The sequence below is a fragment of the Candidatus Mycalebacterium sp. genome (genome assembly GCF_977828045.1).
Genome location: NZ_CDWCUL010000006.1, coordinates 41694 through 58186, shown reverse-complemented (window position 1 = coordinate 58186; position 16493 = coordinate 41694). Strand labels below are relative to the sequence as shown.

Genomic DNA, 16493 nt, shown 5'->3' with positions numbered 1-16493 from the left:
ATATCATAGCACTTTTATAGTGTTTTGACTTGAAAGTTTTTTGTGAAGATAATAAAACCCTATGCAAAATGGAACGGCGGACTCTCTTATAATCTCCGAAGATTTGCGCCTGGTTGAGGAAGAGCTTGAGAAAAACTGCGATTCCCCGATTGAGTTGTCGCGAAGCATATCGTCTTACATACTGCGCAGCGGAGGCAAGCGTCTGCGTCCGTCCGTTCTGCTGCTTTCAAGCGGATTATGCGGGCTCAAAGAGGGTCGGGAGAGAATCGTTTGCGCCGCCGCGCTGGAACTGACCCATATCGCCTCGCTTTTGCATGACGATGTTATTGACAACGCTTCAATGCGGCGCGGGCGGCGTTCGTCCAACAGCGTTTGGGGAAACAGTTGCTCGGTTATCGCTGGAGACTCGCTTTTAATCAACGCGCTCAACATCATACTTTCATGCGAAGACCTGCGTCTGGCGCAAATCTACTGCGCCGCCGCCAAAAGGGTGATTGACGGCGTGATGATAGAGATTATGAGCGAAAAGAAGATAATGAACATGGACGAAAACGCCTGTATGCACATAGTGGAGGAGAAAACCGCTTCGCTGATTGAATGCTGTGCGGTTATGGGCGCGATGCTTGCGGGGTCGGCAAACGGCAGAACCGAAGCGCTTGGCGGCTACGGGCTCAATCTCGGCATTGCGTTTCAACTCACCGATGACGCTCTTGATTACTGCGCGTCTTCGGAGCAGCTCGGCAAGGACTCCGGGCTGGACATCCAGGGCGCTAAAATGACTCTGCCTCTTCTCAAAGCCATCTCAAACGCTCCGGTGAAAGTCCGCGCGGATTTTGAAAAACGTATGCGTGACTTTGTTCCCGAAGACGGCAACACTGCGCCGGTAAAACGGTTTGTCGCCGATTACAGGGGAGTGGAAGACACCTTTGAGGCGGCAAAAGAACATGTGGCCAAGGCGAAGAAGGCAATTTCGTTCTTTTCCAATGACGATTACAAACAGTCCCTGCTTACGCTTGCGGATTTTGTGGCGGAGCGGAGCCACTAATTCCCGGCGCGCCGGAAGATGAAAACACCGCCCCTGCGCGGGTCTTCGGACACCTTGACGGGGCTGAAAGAGTGCCAGAAAAGCTCCGGTCTCCACACGGGAAAGAAAAGAGAGTTCAGTTTTTTCACAAGAACATATTGCGTTCCGCCGCCGAAATGGAAGTTGAAGCGGGTTCCTACCGCAGGGTCGCCGTCCATCCGGTAGGCAAGTATGCGCCCCGGCGTTTGCAAGCGGGCGGGACCTGAAAGCACCAGCCAGTCCGGAGTGTTTCCGGCTCTAATCTCCACGCCGTATTTATTCAAAACTTCGGGCGGCAGGGCGTGAGCCCTTGAGTGAACACAGCAGAAAAGAAACTTTTTATCCAGATACCAGAGCGTGTTGTAGTAAGTCCAGGTGGGATATATGGCGATTGTTTCGTCCTGTTTTCCGTTGGTTTCAAAAAACTCCGTGAGCCCGTCCATAAAAGTGGGGTAGTCGCGGTGAAACTCGCGCACCATCGCCGGTAGCGGAAACTGCGCATATGTGCTTTCAAAGGAGAAGATGTTCACGCTTTGCAACACAGGCGCGGGCAGGTCTGTGAAGCGGTAGCTTCGCTCCAGAGGCGGGGAGTTCTGTATTCCGAAGGGCCATGTGAACAGCGTTGTGTTCAGAATGAGAAGAATCAGCGCGACTCCCGCGATTCGGGATTTGGAATGGATTTTGAGACAGAAATACGCGGTTGCGACCGCAAAAAACGGAAACGCGATAAAGAAAAACCTTGTCGCCGCGTATTGGTCGTATTCCTGCTGAGGGGAGATAACCGCGCAAGATACGGTTATCAAAAGTCCCACCGCTCCGTAGAAAAGCGGAACTCTATCGTTTTTCGCGCCTTTACGCGCGAGCCGTTTTGCCGCCAGCCATCCAACCCACACAACCACAAACCACGGCGCAATTCCGCCGATGTTGATGAAGCGCAAATACAGGGGCAGAAGTGATGAGATCCTTACGAGGCGGTTCTGTTCCTGATAGAAGATGGAGAAAACATTTGTTCTGATTTCAAAATCGGGCGTTATGTAGCCCAGAGAGAAAAGATACCACGCGCACACCGCCGCGAGAGACCCCAATGCGAGCCACAGGTTCCATTCGGGTTTTCTAAAAGTTGCGTGGAAAATCAGGTGGCATATTCCAAGTCCGATGATCAAAGACAGCGCGGCCACAAAGTGCGTGAAAAACAGCAGCCCCGCGCACACGGCCGCCGCCCAGATGCTCCATGGAAAAGCGTTTTGAGGGCGGTGTTTTGTTACATACAGACGGTAAAAATAGAAAGCCAGAAGTGTTAACAGAAGCGCCGGAGCGAAGTAACGCATGGTTCTTATGTGAAGCAGATAGACGGGCGAGAGAGAGAACAGGGCGAATGCGGCGAGCCGCACGCCGCCGTTCGGAACTTCGCGCCGCAGAAGCAGGAGGAAAACTCCAAGACACGCCACCCCCATAAGCGCGAAAAGCGTTCTGCCGCCGCCCTCGGACACTCCAAACATCTTGAACGACAGTGCGCCCGTGATAAAACTCACCGGCGGAAAGGTGCTTTCAACTTTTTCGTTCAGATACAGCCCGCTTCCGTAGTCGTGAATGTTGCGCCCGTTCCACGCGAACGGTTTCCCGTTTTCAATGATGGATTTTGACATCCACGCCGTCTCAACCTCGTCATCCCAGAACTCAACGTTTCCAAGTCCCGCAAACGACATATAAACGGCAATTACGGCAACAATCCATATCCCGATTTTGCTTTTTGATTTGCCCGCGCCCATTTATTTTTATCAGCCGACTTTCATTTCCATCACAAGCGCGTCCCTTCCGCTGCCGTGATAGTATTTTCTGCGCATGGCGACCCGCCTGAAACCGAGTTCGCAATATAGCATAATTGCCTCTTTGTTGTCGGTTGCCACTTCAAGCGAGATGGTTCCCCTTCCCAGATGTTCCAGCGCGTCCCGCAGAAGCAGTTTCGCGAGACCTTTTCTTCTGTGAACCGGATGAACGGCGATTTTGAATATTTCCATCGCGTCAATGAAAATGCGCGAAAAGCAGTAGGCGATGACACCGCCGCCGGTGTCTCTCACAACGGTCGCGCGCCGCGCCGCGCCGCCAGAGAGTTCCTCATCAAACACCTTGCGGGGCCACGCGTCCCGGTCAAAGCATATTTTTTCCATCTCAACGATGGAGCCCGCGTCTTCTTTCAACGCTTCTTCAACCATTTGTAATTTGCCGCTTTGCCGCTTTCCTGATGAGCGGTTTCATTATCTCCACCGCGGCGGACGAGATGACCGTTCCGGGCCCGAATATGTGCGAGACACCGGCTTTTTTGAGAAACCCGTAGTCTTTTCGCGGTATCACTCCGCCCGCCACCACGACTATGTCTTCGCGGTCGTATTCGTGCAGTTTGGACACTATGCGGGGTATCAGGGTTTTGTGTCCGGCGGCGAGGCTTGATATGCCGACTATGTGCGCATCTTCATCAAGCGCCTGCATCGCGACCTCTTCCGGAGTGCTGAAAAGGGGACCTATGCCGACCTCAAACCCCATATCTGAAAAACTTGTCGCGATCACCTTCGCGCCCCTGTCGTGCCCGTCCTGTCCGGTTTTCGCGATAAGAATTCTTGGGCGCCGTCCTTCAATTTTCTCAAACTCCCCGGTGAGTTCGCGCGCGTGCGCGAAAGAGTCGTTATCCGCCGTGATTTCAGATGAATAAACGCCTGAAATTGTGCGCGTAACGGGTTTGTAACGCCCGCAGACTTTTTCGCACGCATCTGAAATCTCTCCGAGGGTGGCTCTCAGTTCAGCCGCCTCAACCGCGAGCGAGAGCAGGTTTCCGCGCCCTGTTTTTGCGCATTTTGTGATTTTTTCAAGCGCGGCTTGGACGGCTTTTGAGTTTCGCTCCTTTTTGACCTTCTCAATGCTTCTTATCTGTGAACGGCGGACTTGCGTGTTGTTAATTTCAAGCAGTTCAATCTGGTCGCTATCGTTTTGCGCGAACTTGTTCACGCCCACGATGGTTTCACGCCGCGAATCTATTCTCGCCTGTTTTTTCGCGGCGGCTTCCTCTATTCTCATCTTCGGAATGCCCGTTTCAATCGCCGCCGCCATTCCGCCGAGTTTCTCAACTTCTTCAATCAAACTCCACGCCTTGCGCGCAATGGCGTCCGTTAGCCACTCAATATAGAACGAGCCGCCCCACGGGTCTATCGCCCTGCACACTTCGGTTTCCTCCTGTATGTAAAGCTGGGTGTTGCGCGCGATTCTCGCGGAAAAATCGGTCGGTAGCGCGATTGCCTCGTCAAGCGCATTTGTATGGAGCGACTGTGTTCCGCCCATTACCGCCGCGATTGCTTCGGTGCAGGTGCGAACGATATTGTTGTAGGGAAACTGCTCGGTCAAACTCCATCCGGAAGTCTGGCAGTGAGTTCTGAGCGCGAGCGATTTAGGGTTTTCGGGCTTGAAGCCGCTCATAAGTTTCGCCCAGAGCATCCGCCCGGCTCTCATCTTTGCTATCTCCATAAAGTGATTCATTCCGATTCCCCAGAAAAACGAAATTCGCGGCGCGAAGTCGTCAACACTCAACCCGGCTTTGATGCCCGCGCGCACGTAGTCAACACCGTCGGCGAGAGTGTAGGCGAGTTCAATATCGGCGGTCGCGCCCGCTTCCTGCATGTGGTAGCCGCTCACGCTTATTGAGTTGAATCTGGGCATGTTTTTAGAGGTGTATTTGAAGATGTCCGCGATGATTTTCATTGAGAATTCCGGCGGGTAGATATAGGTGTTTCTAACCATAAACTCTTTGAGAATGTCGTTTTGAATGGTGCCGCTGAGTTTGCTCTCGTCCGCTCCCTGTTCCCGCGCCGCCACAATGTAGAATGCCATAACGGGCAAAACCGCGCCGTTCATCGTCATTGAGACCGATATTTCATCAAGCGGTATGCCGTCAAAAAGTTTTTTCATATCAAGCACCGAATCCACCGCGACTCCGGCTTTGCCCACGTCTCCGACAACCCTTTCGTGGTCCGAGTCGTATCCCCGGTGGGTTGGCAAATCAAACGCGACGGAAAGCCCCTTCTGCCCCGCCGCGAGGTTTTTTCTGTAAAATCTGTTTGATTCCTCCGCCGTTGAAAATCCCGCGTATTGCCTCACCGTCCACGGGCGTGAGGCGTACATAGTGGAATAGGGACCCCTCAAAAATGGCGGCGCGCCTGCGGCGGCCCCGTTTGTGTGGGACAGGCGGGACGAGTCTTTTTCAGTAAAAATGCTTTTGACCGCTATGCCTTCAGGCGTTTCCCAGTTTTCTCCGTTAGCGGCTTTTTTTGAAAGCCCTTTGGAATTGCGCAGTTTGATTGATGAGAAATCCGGGCGTTTCATCACTTTTCCGCCCCGCCGATTCCGATGGCTTTCTGCGTTTTTTTCAAGGTCTCAAGAATGTTTGAGCGAATATGTATGAATTCGTCCACTCCCGCTTTTTCACACGCCCGTCTGTCATTTTCCGCGAGGTTTCCCGCGACTGTAACAAAGGCGTTTTTCATTTTCCTTTTAAGCGCGCGCGCAAACGGTGGAACAAAATCCGCGTAGGCGCTGTCCTCCGAGCAGACAACAAAAACATCGGCGCGGCTTTTCACCGCCGCCGCCGCCGCGCTCCGGGGCGAGGAGAACACTCCGCCATCGGTGATTTCAAAACCCGCCGCCGCGAAGAAGTTGGTTGAGAAAACCGTCCTCGCGCTGCGCATTGCGGGGTCTCCGGTCTGAACCAGAAAAACGGACGGAAACTTCGCCCCTCTCCCGCGCGAACCCCGCTCGGTTTCGGCTCTCAAAATCTCAAACTCCCCGCCCGCGCCGCCGGGTTTGACCTTTATCCTGTCCGCCACGCGCTCGTTCTCAATGGGGTATCTGTTCACGCCGATAAGAGATTCTTTTCCCTCCGCGATTTTCCGCGCCCTTTCTTTCGCGCTATCTGAGAGCCGTTGTTTTATAAAGCCGTCCGCAAGGCATTTGGCAAATCCGCCGCGCTTCTCAATCTCAAGAAATAACCTCAAAACCGCGTCCGCGAGTTTGTCCGTCAGCGCGTCAATATAATACGAGCCCGCGCCCGGGTCGGCGACCCTGTGCAGCCCGCACTCCTCTTTAAGTATGAGCTGGGTGTTGCGCGCCACCGCTTGGGACTTCTCCGCATTGCGGTATCTGCCGTCAAAAGCGGGTATTGAAAGCGAATTGCATCCGCCCACAATCGCCGCCATTGCTTCGCCGGTCGCCCGCAGTATGTTCACCTCCGGGTCGCAAATGGATTTATTGAGCGCGGACACCGAAGCGTGAATTCTCATTCGCCCGTTCGCGCGAGGGTCAAAACGCTCAACGATGTGTGCCCAAACCGCGCGCGCGGCGCGGAGTTTCGCTATCTCCATAAAGAAAACCGAGCCCACGGCGAAATGAAAAACCATGGATTGTGAGGCAACCCGGGCAGGTACGCCGTGTTTGCCGAGCGCGACCAGATATTCCGCGCCGAGCGCGAGGGCAAACGCCGCTTCCTGGGCGGCGGTCGCGCCGGAGTTGTGAAACTCCGCGCCGTTCACTCCCACGCAACCGTAGCCATTTGTGCGTTTGTCAAACCGTTTGATGAGTTTCGCGAGCCGTTCCGTTTCGTCTTTTTCGCCCGACCCGATGGGGTCGCAAAGGAAAAACCCCGCGAGGTCAGCGGACTTTTTGCCCGATACGGACTTTTCAAACAGTTCGGCCTGCCTGACCGAACCGCGCGCGGGAGCGAAACAGACCCCCGTTTTCGCGAGATCCGTTTTAGAGAGAAGTTTCGCGAAGTCTTTCGCGGTTCGGATTTTCAGATTTCTGAATAAAACCCAGTCCGCTCCGCCGTCCACTCCCTTGGCCGCCATTGCGGCGGCGCGCGGCGTGGAAAGGGGAGGGACGTCCTCACATATTTTCCATTTGGACAGTTCGCGCGTGAAGGGGAAATTGCCCGGCGCCGGAGCGGGGAAAAGTTTTAGATTTTTTGTCTGCCCGGCGGAGTAGAACGGATTGACGGACATTTCGTCTCCGGGCTTCCAGACAAGTTTTTTCTCATAGTCCGCGCCGTTGAGGTCTTTCTCTATCGCGCGTTTCCATTGCCCGGCGGACACGGGAGAAAAATTTCCGAAGAACTTTTTTCCCCCCGCTTTTGTGCTTTGCGAAAACTGTTTCATAGCGGTTAAACATAAATATAGCGGTTTCTTTTTGCAAAAAACTCAAGCGCCGGTTTTTATTCTTTACATTTTAGGTCTTTAATATAGACTTTGCCGCTGTTACACCAAACACGGAGGATGAGAGATGTCTAAGAAGCGGTTTCAATGTTTGCTTGTGTTTGCTTTTACGGCATTGCCGGCTGCGGCGTTTGCCGATTCGGTAACCCCCGCCATGACCACATCGGGAACGGTCGCCTTTATCAGTTCTTTTTCAATCATAGTCAGGGAATCGCTTGAAGCCGTCTTCATTATAGCCGCGATGATTTCCGCTCTATACGCGATGGGCGCGCGGAATTCGGTCAGGTTTGTGCATTTTGGCTGGATTGCGGCGATCGCCGCCGGTCTGTTAACGTGGTGGGCGAGCGTTACCGTGATAAGAATTTCAGGTGCGCAGGCGGAAATTATAGAAGGCGTAACCTCTTTGCTTGCCGCGCTGGTGCTGTTTTATGTCAGTTACTGGCTCATATCAAAAATTGAAGTTGAGAAGTGGAAGCAATACATAGACTCCAAAATCAGAGAGGCGATGGGCGCGAAAAACATGATGGCGATAACGGGCGTTTCCTTTCTCGCCGTTTACCGCGAGGCGCTTGAAACCGTGCTTTTCTATCAGGCGCTTCTTTTTCAAGCCGAAGTGTTCAAAAATTTTGTGATGTGGGGGCTCATCGTAGGTGTTGTGTCGGTCGCGGTTTTGTCGATTGCGATATTCAAACTTTCCGTGCGTCTGCCCGTTAAATACATGTTTTCAATCACGGGCCTTGTCCTCTACGGATTGAGTTTTATACTTGTCGGCAAGGGAATTCACGAGTTGCAGGAAGTTGGAATTATATCGGAAACGGTCGCGAGTTTTGTGCCGCGTTTGAGCACACTGGGCATCTATCCAACTTATGAAACCATTGTGCCGCAGGTGTTTGTGGCAACCGCAATTGTGTTCGCCACGGTAAAAATCTTTTTGTTGTTACGGAATCGCACGCCAAACGCACTTAACCGCTTCGGCGCCGGATTTTGATAGATGGGTCTGCTTGAAAAGGCAGTTTCCACAATATCTCCTCCCGACCGTGCCATTTATGACAAGGCGCTCGCGAGATGCGATTCGCTAATCAAGCCGCCCGGCAGTCTCGGAATTCTTGAAGACATCGCCGCGAGAATGGCGGCAATTTCGAGCAAACCCCGTCCGGGGGTCGGCAAAAAGGCGGTTGTGGTTTTTGCCGCGGACCACGGAGTCGCCGCCGAGGGCGTGAGCGCATTTCCCAAAGAGGTTACGCGGCAAATGGTTCAAAACTTTCTTGACGGCGGTGCGGCGGTGAACGTTCTCGCCCGCAGGGTCGGCGCGGATGTTTTCGCGGTTGATGTCGGGGTGGATTTTGATTTCCCCGTCCGCAGCGGGGTTATTTCAAAAAAAGTTTCAAAGGGAACGCGAAACTTCGCGCGCGGCGCGGCGATGACGCGCGCACAAGCCGTGATGAGCGTTGAAGCGGGGATTGGGACTGCATTTGAACTCGCGGAAAAAGGATACTCGCTTGCCGTGCCGGGCGACATGGGCATAGCGAACACCACTTCGGCGTCTGCGGTTATGTGCGCCTGTTTAGGGCTTTCGCCCACAGATATTGTCGGTTCCGGAACAGGGGTTGATTCTGCCGGATTAAAGAAGAAAACCGCCGTTGTGTCTGCGGCGCTGAAAAAACATTTTCCTTCGCGTGCGAAGGACCCGATTGACATACTGCGCAAAGTGGGCGGATACGAAATCGGCGCGATAGCGGGAATGACTATCGGGCTTGCCGCGCGCCGGATTCCCGTTGTTGTTGACGGCTTTGTGGCAACCGCCGGAACGGTGCTTGCGCGCACAATCGCGCCCGCAGTCGCGGACTATCTGTTTTTTTCGCACAAAAGCGCGGAGAAAGGGCACGCCGGAGTTCTCAAGGCGCTCGGAGTGAAAGCTCCCATGGATTTTGGAATGTGCCTCGGCGAAGGCACGGGCGGGCTCATAATGATTTCCGTTATTGAGGCGGCGCTGGATCTTTTTAACCGCATGGCGACTTTTGAGAAAGGAAAAGTCAGCGGCGCGTCTCATTAGGGTCTTTCGCAATCCAAACTTCTTTTTGTTATCCTTCCTGCCATGAAGGGTTACAACTTTGGCGGGGTTAAGACCGCCGTTCGCTTTCTCACCATATTCAATCCGTGGGGTTCTTCATGTGATTTAACGAAGGAAAAGGCCGCCGCGGCTTTGCCATTTTTTCCGGTTGCGGGGGTTGTCGCCGGAGCGGTCAGTGCGACGGCTGTGATTGTTCTGTCTGTTTTTGTGGAGTCGTCCTTTGTTCTCGCGGCTATCGCGGTAGCCGGGCTCGCGGTTGTAACCCGGGGTTTGCATCTTGACGGCGTGGGAGACTGTTTTGACGCTCTTCACTACTTTGGTGACAGGGACAGGGCGCTTGCGGTGATGAAAGACAAAAGACTCGGGAGTTTCGGCGTCTCGGCGGTTGCTTTTGTTATTGCCGCGAAAATTCTTGCGCTCGGCTCGGTTTCGCCCGACTCTTTCACCGCCGCGCTTGTGGCGATTCCCGCCATTTCGCGTTTCGGACCGGTGATTGTGTCGTATATGTCGAACGGTGAATGGTCGGACTCAAGGGGGCTCGCCCGCAGATTCAACTTCAGCGGAGACTCGGAAATTGCTTTCAGAGCCGCAATTGTCGCCTTTGCCATTGCATTTGTTCTCTGCGGATTCGGGGGAATTGGCATCGCACTTGTGGTGTTCGCGGCGGCGTTTTTTCTCACAAGGTTTTTCAAAACCGCATTCGGCGAACCGAACGGAGATGTTCACGGAGCGGTGATTGAAATATGTGAGGTCTTTGGTTTTATGGTCGCGGGTAAGATGCTTTGAAGCTCGGATGCACCTCGTATGTATATCCGGCGGACATTGTGTCAAATGTTGAAAAACTCGCCGGTCTTGTTGACGACATAGAACTGCTGATATTTGAAGGTGCATGTGATGACTCTCTGCCTTCGGCCGGGGAAATTGACCGCCTCGGAGAGATTTCCCGAAGCGGCGGTTTTTCATACACGGTTCACCTTCCGCTTGATATTGATGTTTGCTCAAAAGACCGGAATTTCAGAAGTTTTTCGCTTCGCCGCGCCGCACAGATAGCGGATTTGACCGCGCCTTTGAGCCCCTATGGGTATGTTTTACACCTTCCCGGAGGGGAAACTGCGGAAACCGGTTGGACTGACGCCGCCTGCGCCGCCGCGTCCAAGATTTTCGCCGCGTGTGGCGGAAACCTTTTTGTTGAAAATCTCGCGTCATATCCCTTCAACCGGCTTGAACCGGTTTTTGAGTGTTCGCCCGCGCGGCTCTGCCTTGACATCGCGCACGCGCACAAGGCGGGTGATGACTGGAAGGAGATATACCTCGCGTCCGGCGACAAAACGGGGATTGTTCATTTCTATATGCACGACCCCGATTCGGGCAGGCATCTGGGTTTTCAGGATGCGCCGCCGGATTTTGTGTCCGGTGTTACGGGCGAACTTCTGTCAAGCGGATATGAAGGGGTTTTGACGATTGAGATGTTTGGCGAAGAGGACTTTTTCCCGTCAAAAAAGATTGTGGATTCGGAGATTGAAAAATGGGAAAAAAGATAGTGCTCACGGGCGGGGTTGGAAGCGGGAAAAGTCTCCGCGCCCTTGAAATAGCCGAGCAGAGTGCGGAGTTTCCCGAGCGCGTTTTCATCGCGACCGCGATCCCGTTTGACGATGAGATGAGGGAGAAAATACGGCTGCATCAACTTGAGCGCGGCGAGAGGTTCAAAACCGTGGAGGAACCGCTTTCTCCCGGCGGCGCGCTTGAGCGGTTCGCGAGCGACCCGCGTTGCCTCGCCGTTGTTGACTGTCTGACCGTCTGGCTTGCCAATCTTTCGCAAACCGGAGAAGAGCAATCGCGACGTGAGAAGGAGAAATTTTGCGAACAGTTTGAGAACTTCCGGGGACTTGTCATCGCGGTAACCAACGAGACGGGAATGGGCGTTATTCCGCCGGAAAAACAGACCCGCGCCTACGCAAACGAACTTGCCGCGTTTAACAGACGCATTGTGTCTTTATGTGATGAAGCGTATCTGCTTGTCGCCGGGGCGACGGTCCGGTTACGGACGAACTCTTAAGCGCTCGCGCAGACCGACAGCCAGTTTCTTGTTACGACAAACGTGCCGTTTTCCTTGCGGCCGTGCTCCATTATCGCCGGTTCCACGGCGTTTCTCATGGCGATGGATGCTTCTTCAACCGGATAGCCGCCGAGCGCGCCCGAGGCGTATTGCTGGAAAGAACTGATGTATTCCCATGCCTCTTTGCTCAAACTTGCGGCGTATTCTTTTGCCTCTACGAATTTAAAACCCGCGGACGAGACAAGATCTTCGTAATGGCCTCTGGGGTGGAAACTCGCGGCTTCGGCTCTTTTGTGCTCTTTTTCCCTTTGTATGCCGCGCGCCCGCAGGCTTTGAACCGCCTTTTTAACCTGCGTCCGGTAGAACGAGAGGGTGTCCTGCGGTCTGGAACCCTCATAGAAGGCCGTGTTGAAGAAAAGCCAGCCGCCTTCCTTCATTCCCTTTCTTATGTTTATCAGGCTCTCTATCTGTTCCTCTTGCGTGAGGTAGTGTATGCCGTTGCCCCAGATGACAACGTCAATGGACTGTTTCTCCAATTCCGCGTCCTGAACCTTCGCGTTGATGAAACTCATCGCGGGGACGATATTTCCAAGTTTTTCCGCCGCTCTTTTGAGCGCTTCGGCGGACTGGTCAAGACACACGATTTCAGAATATTTGAACTGTTCGGGAAGTTTTGACACAAACAACTGCACCATCGTGCCGACTCCGGTCGCGATGTCAACTATCTTGTCAACACGCTCAGTGCCGCGGTCAATCATCAGATCGACCCACTCGGTGATTATTTCGCCGTTGACCTTTTTGTATTCTTCGGTCTCGGCAAAAGGCTCATAAATATAGGTTTCCTGTTCGCTCATTTTTCGCCCCTCCGGGTGCGTGCTTGAAACTATATCACGAATAAACGCTTTTTGGGTTGAAAAGACATTACTGAATGCTTGACACCTGCGGGCGGTAACCGCTTACGATTATGGGCGAAGCGTGGTGAATCAGCATCACCCAGCGACCCGCGTTTTTTTTGAAGATGTTTGTTGACTGTGAGATGTTGAAGGTTACCGGCTCCCTTTTTATGTAGGTCATTTCCTGTACGCAGGTTACCCATGCCATATCGCTGCTTATTTCAAGCGAAACGTGAGATAGTTTGATGTCCGCCTGGTCATGAGGATCAAAGATGCTTTCCCAACTCTGCATTATGGTTTCCCAGTTCCGCATTATCGTCCAGCCGGGGTGGACGCAACCCGCCTTTTCATCGGTTTGCCACACCTTTTCCATCGCTTTCAGGTCTCTTGTGGCGAGAGCCGAGTAGAAGTCGTCATTTGCTTTGAGGATTTCCTCTTTGTCGGACATTTCAGTTTCCTCCCACCGTGCCGGTCAAACTTTTCAGCCACCCGGCGATGTCGCCCCACAGGTTTGTAAAGTCGTTGTAGGTGGCAACCAGCATTATAACTATGAGGAAAGAAAATCCTATTCTCTGTGCCGTTTCAAGGGTGGCGCGGGAGAGCGGTTTTTTTCTTACCGCCTCTATGGTCAGATAGACCATATGCCCGCCGTCAAGCACGGGGATTGGCAGAAGGTTTATCACCGCGAGGTTCACGCTTATAAAAGATGCGAACATCAGTAAACTCGCGATTCCCTGCTCCGCCATCGCGCCGGACATTTTTGCTATGAAAAGCGGTCCCGCAACCGTTTTGCCTATCTGTCCCAGAGACATCTCGCCTCCGATGAGCGAAAAGAGCAGGAGGAAAAAAGCCGAAACCACCTGAACGGTTATTTCCGCCGCCCTTTTTATTCCGCCGGTCGCGGACTCAACGACCCCGAACTTTTTCAAGGTTTCCTCTCTTTTGAGGATTATGCCTATCGCCACGTGCTTACTGCCGGGCATCGTTATGGGGACTACGGATGTTTTTACAGTTTTGCCGTTTCTTTTAAGCGTCAAATCAATTTCGCGTCCCGCGCTTTCCCTTATGACGCGCGCCATGTGGTCCCAGCCGCTGATTTTCCGCCCGTTGATTGACACTATTTTGTCGCCGGTTTTTATGCCCGCACTGCGGGCGGGCGAACCCTCCGCCACACCGCCGACCACCGCCTTGCGCTCTTCGGCGATAAGTTCGGGGGCTATGCCGCGCGCGCTGACTTCAAGCGGAAAAATCGCGCCTCCCCTCTCAATTTCAACGCGCACAACGCCATCCGCGCCGCTCAGCGCCGAAGACACATCTCTCCATTTTTTCACCGTTCCGCCGTTCACCGAAACTATCCTGTCGCCCTTGCGAACCGCTTTGTCCGCGCCGTCCACAATCCGTGCCACAACGGGTTCGGATTCCGTGTAAGCCGGAACATACACCCCCGCAAGAAAAGCCAGGGGTATGAGAACAAACGGCAACAGGAAATTCATCAGAGGCCCCGCCGTTACAATCGCCATTCTGCGCGAGACGCTTTTCTTGGAAAAAGAGCGGGGGTATTCGCCCCCGGAGTATGCCTCAATGCGCTCAAAATCCTCGCCGGAGGCTTTGATGAGCATCTCGGAGTCGTTTCTTCTGACAACGGTTTCGCCCGGCGCATCCTTGCCGCGCAGAGAATTCATTATTTCTTTCCAGCGCACCCCCGGCGCAATGTCTGCGCCGTCAATTGAGAGAATCATGTCGCCTTTTTCAAACGGCGTTTCCGCTCCGCCGGGGACATTTTCCACAAACGCGCCCCCCTCGTCCGATTCTCCGGTCATTTTCACATAGCCGCCGAGCGGTAGGAGGCAGATTTTGTATGTGGTCTCGCCGCGAGTGAAACTCAAAATGGCGGGCCCGAAGCCGAGAGAAAATTGCTCAACCCGGACTCCGCACCATTTAGCAACCAGAAAATGCCCCAGCTCGTGGACGAATACGAGCAGAGCTATGAGCAGAAGAAAAGCCGTTAGGGAATTCATTTTTCATTCATTTCGGCGGCGCGTCCGGCTTCCTCGCGCGCACGCGCGTCCGCTTGCAGAACCTGCTCCACCGTTTCGGCGGGTGAGGTATTATGGCCGTCCATGACGGTTTCCACAATCTTAACTATATCGGTGAATTTTATACGGTTGTCCAGAAAAAATTTCACCGCTTCCTCGTTCGCGGCATTCATTACCGCAGGCATTGTTCCTTCTTCGTCAAGCGCCCTTAAGGCGAGCGCGAGCGGGATGATTTTCCGCATGTCCGCCTCTTCGAAAGAGGTCTGCGAAAGCCGCGCGGGATTTAATCTTTCAGTTTGAAGCGCGAGGCGTTCGGGGTATGACAGCGCGAACGCTATCGGCACGCGCATATCGGGCTCGCTCATCTGGCACACCGCCGAGCCGTCCTCAAACTCCACTATTGAGTGGACGATGCTCTGCGGATGAATCCAGACCCCGATTTTTTCAGGCGGAACATCAAAAAGCCACCGCGCCTCAATCACCTCAAACGCCTTGTTCATCATTGTCGCCGAATCTATCGTGATTTTGTCTCCCATATCCCATGTGGGATGGGCAAGCGCTTGCGCGGGCGCGACCTTTTCAAGCGTGTCTTGCGGAGCGTTGCGGAAGGGTCCGCCCGAAGCGGTTATTATGAGCCGCCTCACCTTTCCGCCTGCGCGTATTGACTGAAACACCGCGCTGTGCTCGCTGTCAACCGGAACAATTTCCGCTCCGCTCGCGCGCACCTCGTCCATCACAATCTTCCCCGCCGCCGCGATAATTTCTTTGTTGGCGAGTGCTATCCGCTTGCCTTTTCGCACGGCGGCAAGGGTCGGCTCAAGCCCCGCGACCCCCACTATCGCGGAAATCACCGTTTCGGACTCGTCCGCCGCGAGTTCGCAAAGCCCCTTTTTGCCGAAGACGATGTCTGTTTTGCCGCGCGCGGTTTTTTCCAGTTCGCGCGCTTTTTCCTCATCGCTCACGCACACGGCGGACGGGGAAAATTTTTCAATCTGCTCTTTGAGCAAAGCGATGTTTGAGCCCGCGCACAGGGAGCACACCTCAAAGCGGTCGGGGAAGCACTCAATTACTTCAAGCGCCTGCCTGCCTATTGAGCCCGTTGAGCCGAGAATGGAGATTTTTTTCAACTTTCGCGCCTCTTTTTGTGTTCGCCGCCTGAGGGTTTTGTGAGCCCGAAACGCCTTTCGCGGCTCATGTAGGTTTCAACAGCTTTTTTCAGATGCCGTCTTCTGAAATCCGGCCAAAGGGTTTTGGCAACATAGATTTCGGTGTAGGCGGACTGCCACAGAAAAAAGTTTGACAGCCGCATCTCCCCGCCCGTTCGTATGAGCAGGTCGGGTTCGGGAAGCCCGGCGGTGTGCAGGTTCGCCTCAACGGTTTTCTTTGTTATGCGTTCGGGTTTTGTTCCCGCCGCGGCGATTTTTTTCATCGCTTCCACAATCTCCTCGCGCGCTCCGTAACTAATCGCCAGCGTTAGAGTGAGTTTTTTTCCGCCCCGCGTTTTTTTGACCGTTTCTTCAAGCGCGGCGCGCGTGCCCGCGGGAAGGCGGTCAAGCCGCCCGATGGGGTTGAGCCGTATGCCGTTTTTTACAAGTGTGGCGGTTTCTTTTTCAAGATACTGTGCGAGCAACTCCATAAGCCCCCGCACTTCGTCCTTCGGGCGCCCCCAGTTTTGGAGCGAAAATGCGTAAAGACTCAAATGCGTAACGCCCATTTCGCCGGCCGCTTCAACAATTGCCCGAACCGATTTCATTCCGGCAAGATGTCCGGCTATTCTGCGCATTCCACGGCTGCGCGCCCACCTTCCGTTGCCGTCCATTATGATGGCAACATGGCGGGGAGTCAGGTTGGTTTTGCTCATGGAGAGGGAGTTTTGCCACTCCCGGCGATTAGAGGATGAACAATGAAAACGGCGCTCACCGCAACCGTTACGAGGACTAAAAGAACCAAAAGCGCAAGGGGGTAAATCACCACCGCCGCGCAGTAAATGCCGAAGCGCGCCTCGGCGTTCGCTCCTGAAACCATGCGGGGTATTGTGTTTGAAAGGATGTCTAGATAGTTTTCTATGACATCCGCGATAAGTTTTGCCATTTGGCGCTAAATCTATATGCTTGCGGGGGGCTAAA

General features: G+C 53.8%; 16 protein-coding genes. 6 read left to right on the top strand and 10 right to left on the bottom strand.

The annotated features are described in order from the left end of the window. Positions 1–61: 61 nt before the first annotated feature. Positions 62–1045: a polyprenyl synthetase family protein gene (locus ACY430_RS01085; protein WP_462137063.1), complete on the top strand. Its 984-nt coding sequence runs from the start codon at positions 62–64 to the stop codon at positions 1043–1045. Here the strand turns inward: ACY430_RS01085 and ACY430_RS01080 are convergent. The 4 genes from ACY430_RS01080 to ACY430_RS01065 are packed head-to-tail and all read right to left on the bottom strand — an operon-like array spanning position 1042 to position 7254. Further along, entirely contained in the window at positions 1042–2832 is a 1791-nt protein-coding gene (locus tag ACY430_RS01080; protein WP_462137062.1) for an ArnT family glycosyltransferase, read from the bottom strand. The two genes, ACY430_RS01085 and ACY430_RS01080, sit on opposite strands and share 4 nt — an antisense overlap. 9 nt (positions 2833–2841) lie before the next feature. Further along, positions 2842–3276, bottom strand: a complete 435-nt coding sequence (rimI, locus tag ACY430_RS01075) for a ribosomal protein S18-alanine N-acetyltransferase (protein WP_462137061.1) — start codon at positions 3274–3276, stop codon at positions 2842–2844. Further along, positions 3269–5431 carry a methylmalonyl-CoA mutase gene (gene scpA / locus ACY430_RS01070; RefSeq protein WP_462137060.1) on the bottom strand — a complete coding sequence of 721 codons (2163 nt, stop codon included), beginning with the start codon at positions 5429–5431 and terminating at the stop codon, positions 3269–3271. The genes rimI and scpA overlap by 8 nt, the downstream gene beginning before the upstream one ends. Next, entirely contained in the window at positions 5431–7254 is a 1824-nt protein-coding gene (locus tag ACY430_RS01065; RefSeq protein ID WP_462137059.1) for a methylmalonyl-CoA mutase family protein, read from the bottom strand. Before ACY430_RS01065 ends, scpA begins: the two co-directional genes overlap by 1 nt. Before the next feature lie 124 nt (positions 7255–7378). On the opposite strand from ACY430_RS01065, the gene ACY430_RS01060 reads away from it, so the two are divergent. Genes ACY430_RS01060 through ACY430_RS01040 form a run of 5 tightly spaced genes read left to right on the top strand, consistent with a single transcriptional unit; the run spans position 7379 to position 11438 of the window. Continuing rightward, complete coding sequence (locus ACY430_RS01060) at positions 7379–8299, top strand: FTR1 family iron permease (protein ID WP_462137058.1); 921 nt, start codon at positions 7379–7381, stop codon at positions 8297–8299. Positions 8300–8302: 3 nt separating this feature from the next. Continuing rightward, positions 8303–9364: a nicotinate-nucleotide--dimethylbenzimidazole phosphoribosyltransferase gene (gene cobT / locus ACY430_RS01055; protein ID WP_462137057.1), complete on the top strand. Its 1062-nt coding sequence runs from the start codon at positions 8303–8305 to the stop codon at positions 9362–9364. A 42-nt stretch (positions 9365–9406) separates the two neighbouring features. After that, on the top strand, positions 9407–10168 hold the full coding sequence (locus tag ACY430_RS01050) for an adenosylcobinamide-GDP ribazoletransferase (protein ID WP_462137056.1): 762 nt from the start codon (positions 9407–9409) through the stop codon (positions 10166–10168). Then, entirely contained in the window at positions 10165–10923 is a 759-nt protein-coding gene (gene cbiR / locus ACY430_RS01045; RefSeq protein WP_462137055.1) for a cobamide remodeling phosphodiesterase CbiR, read from the top strand. Before ACY430_RS01050 ends, cbiR begins: the two co-directional genes overlap by 4 nt. Then, the gene (locus ACY430_RS01040) at positions 10908–11438 is read left to right on the top strand and encodes a bifunctional adenosylcobinamide kinase/adenosylcobinamide-phosphate guanylyltransferase (RefSeq protein ID WP_462137054.1); all 531 of its coding nucleotides are present in this window, start codon (positions 10908–10910) and stop codon (positions 11436–11438) included. The genes cbiR and ACY430_RS01040 overlap by 16 nt, the downstream gene beginning before the upstream one ends. Here the strand turns inward: ACY430_RS01040 and ACY430_RS01035 are convergent. The 6 genes from ACY430_RS01035 to ACY430_RS01010 all read right to left on the bottom strand — a co-directional run bounded on the left by ACY430_RS01035 (position 11435) and on the right by ACY430_RS01010 (position 16458). Then, entirely contained in the window at positions 11435–12292 is an 858-nt protein-coding gene (locus ACY430_RS01035) for a class I SAM-dependent methyltransferase (protein ID WP_462137053.1), read from the bottom strand. The two genes, ACY430_RS01040 and ACY430_RS01035, sit on opposite strands and share 4 nt — an antisense overlap. A 67-nt stretch (positions 12293–12359) precedes the next feature. Continuing rightward, the gene (locus ACY430_RS01030; RefSeq protein ID WP_462137052.1) at positions 12360–12779 is read right to left on the bottom strand and encodes a YybH family protein; all 420 of its coding nucleotides are present in this window, start codon (positions 12777–12779) and stop codon (positions 12360–12362) included. Position 12780: 1 nt separating this feature from the next. Continuing rightward, a complete protein-coding gene (gene rseP, locus ACY430_RS01025; RefSeq protein WP_462137051.1) occupies positions 12781–14349 on the bottom strand; it encodes an RIP metalloprotease RseP in 1569 nt (522 codons plus the stop codon). Next, positions 14346–15494, bottom strand: coding sequence for a 1-deoxy-D-xylulose-5-phosphate reductoisomerase (locus ACY430_RS01020; RefSeq protein ID WP_462137050.1), 1149 nt, complete (start codon positions 15492–15494; stop codon positions 14346–14348). The genes rseP and ACY430_RS01020 overlap by 4 nt, the downstream gene beginning before the upstream one ends. Beyond that, positions 15491–16228, bottom strand: a complete 738-nt coding sequence (gene uppS / locus ACY430_RS01015) for a polyprenyl diphosphate synthase (protein WP_462137049.1) — start codon at positions 16226–16228, stop codon at positions 15491–15493. Before uppS ends, ACY430_RS01020 begins: the two co-directional genes overlap by 4 nt. Continuing rightward, positions 16225–16458: a hypothetical protein gene (locus ACY430_RS01010; protein ID WP_462137048.1), complete on the bottom strand. Its 234-nt coding sequence runs from the start codon at positions 16456–16458 to the stop codon at positions 16225–16227. The genes uppS and ACY430_RS01010 overlap by 4 nt, the downstream gene beginning before the upstream one ends. Between the last annotated feature and the right edge of the window lie 35 nt (positions 16459–16493).

What these genes read in the sequence shown, in the direction of transcription:
- cobT (WP_462137057.1), top strand. Translation starts at nt 8,303, where the DNA reads ATGGGTCTGCTTGAAAAGGCAGTTTCCACAATATCTCCTCCCGACCGT.
- ACY430_RS01040 (WP_462137054.1), top strand. Translation starts at nt 10,908, where the DNA reads ATGGGAAAAAAGATAGTGCTCACGGGCGGGGTTGGAAGCGGGAAAAGT.
- ACY430_RS01060 (WP_462137058.1), top strand. Translation starts at nt 7,379, where the DNA reads ATGTCTAAGAAGCGGTTTCAATGTTTGCTTGTGTTTGCTTTTACGGCA.
- rseP (WP_462137051.1), bottom strand. Translation starts at nt 14,349, where the DNA reads ATGAATTCCCTAACGGCTTTTCTTCTGCTCATAGCTCTGCTCGTATTC.
- ACY430_RS01035 (WP_462137053.1), bottom strand. Translation starts at nt 12,292, where the DNA reads ATGAGCGAACAGGAAACCTATATTTATGAGCCTTTTGCCGAGACCGAA.
- ACY430_RS01085 (WP_462137063.1), top strand. Translation starts at nt 62, where the DNA reads ATGCAAAATGGAACGGCGGACTCTCTTATAATCTCCGAAGATTTGCGC.
- scpA (WP_462137060.1), bottom strand. Translation starts at nt 5,431, where the DNA reads ATGAAACGCCCGGATTTCTCATCAATCAAACTGCGCAATTCCAAAGGG.
- rimI (WP_462137061.1), bottom strand. Translation starts at nt 3,276, where the DNA reads ATGGTTGAAGAAGCGTTGAAAGAAGACGCGGGCTCCATCGTTGAGATG.
- ACY430_RS01010 (WP_462137048.1), bottom strand. Translation starts at nt 16,458, where the DNA reads ATGGCAAAACTTATCGCGGATGTCATAGAAAACTATCTAGACATCCTT.
- ACY430_RS01080 (WP_462137062.1), bottom strand. Translation starts at nt 2,832, where the DNA reads ATGGGCGCGGGCAAATCAAAAAGCAAAATCGGGATATGGATTGTTGCC.
- ACY430_RS01050 (WP_462137056.1), top strand. Translation starts at nt 9,407, where the DNA reads ATGAAGGGTTACAACTTTGGCGGGGTTAAGACCGCCGTTCGCTTTCTC.
- ACY430_RS01030 (WP_462137052.1), bottom strand. Translation starts at nt 12,779, where the DNA reads ATGTCCGACAAAGAGGAAATCCTCAAAGCAAATGACGACTTCTACTCG.
- ACY430_RS01065 (WP_462137059.1), bottom strand. Translation starts at nt 7,254, where the DNA reads ATGAAACAGTTTTCGCAAAGCACAAAAGCGGGGGGAAAAAAGTTCTTC.
- uppS (WP_462137049.1), bottom strand. Translation starts at nt 16,228, where the DNA reads ATGAGCAAAACCAACCTGACTCCCCGCCATGTTGCCATCATAATGGAC.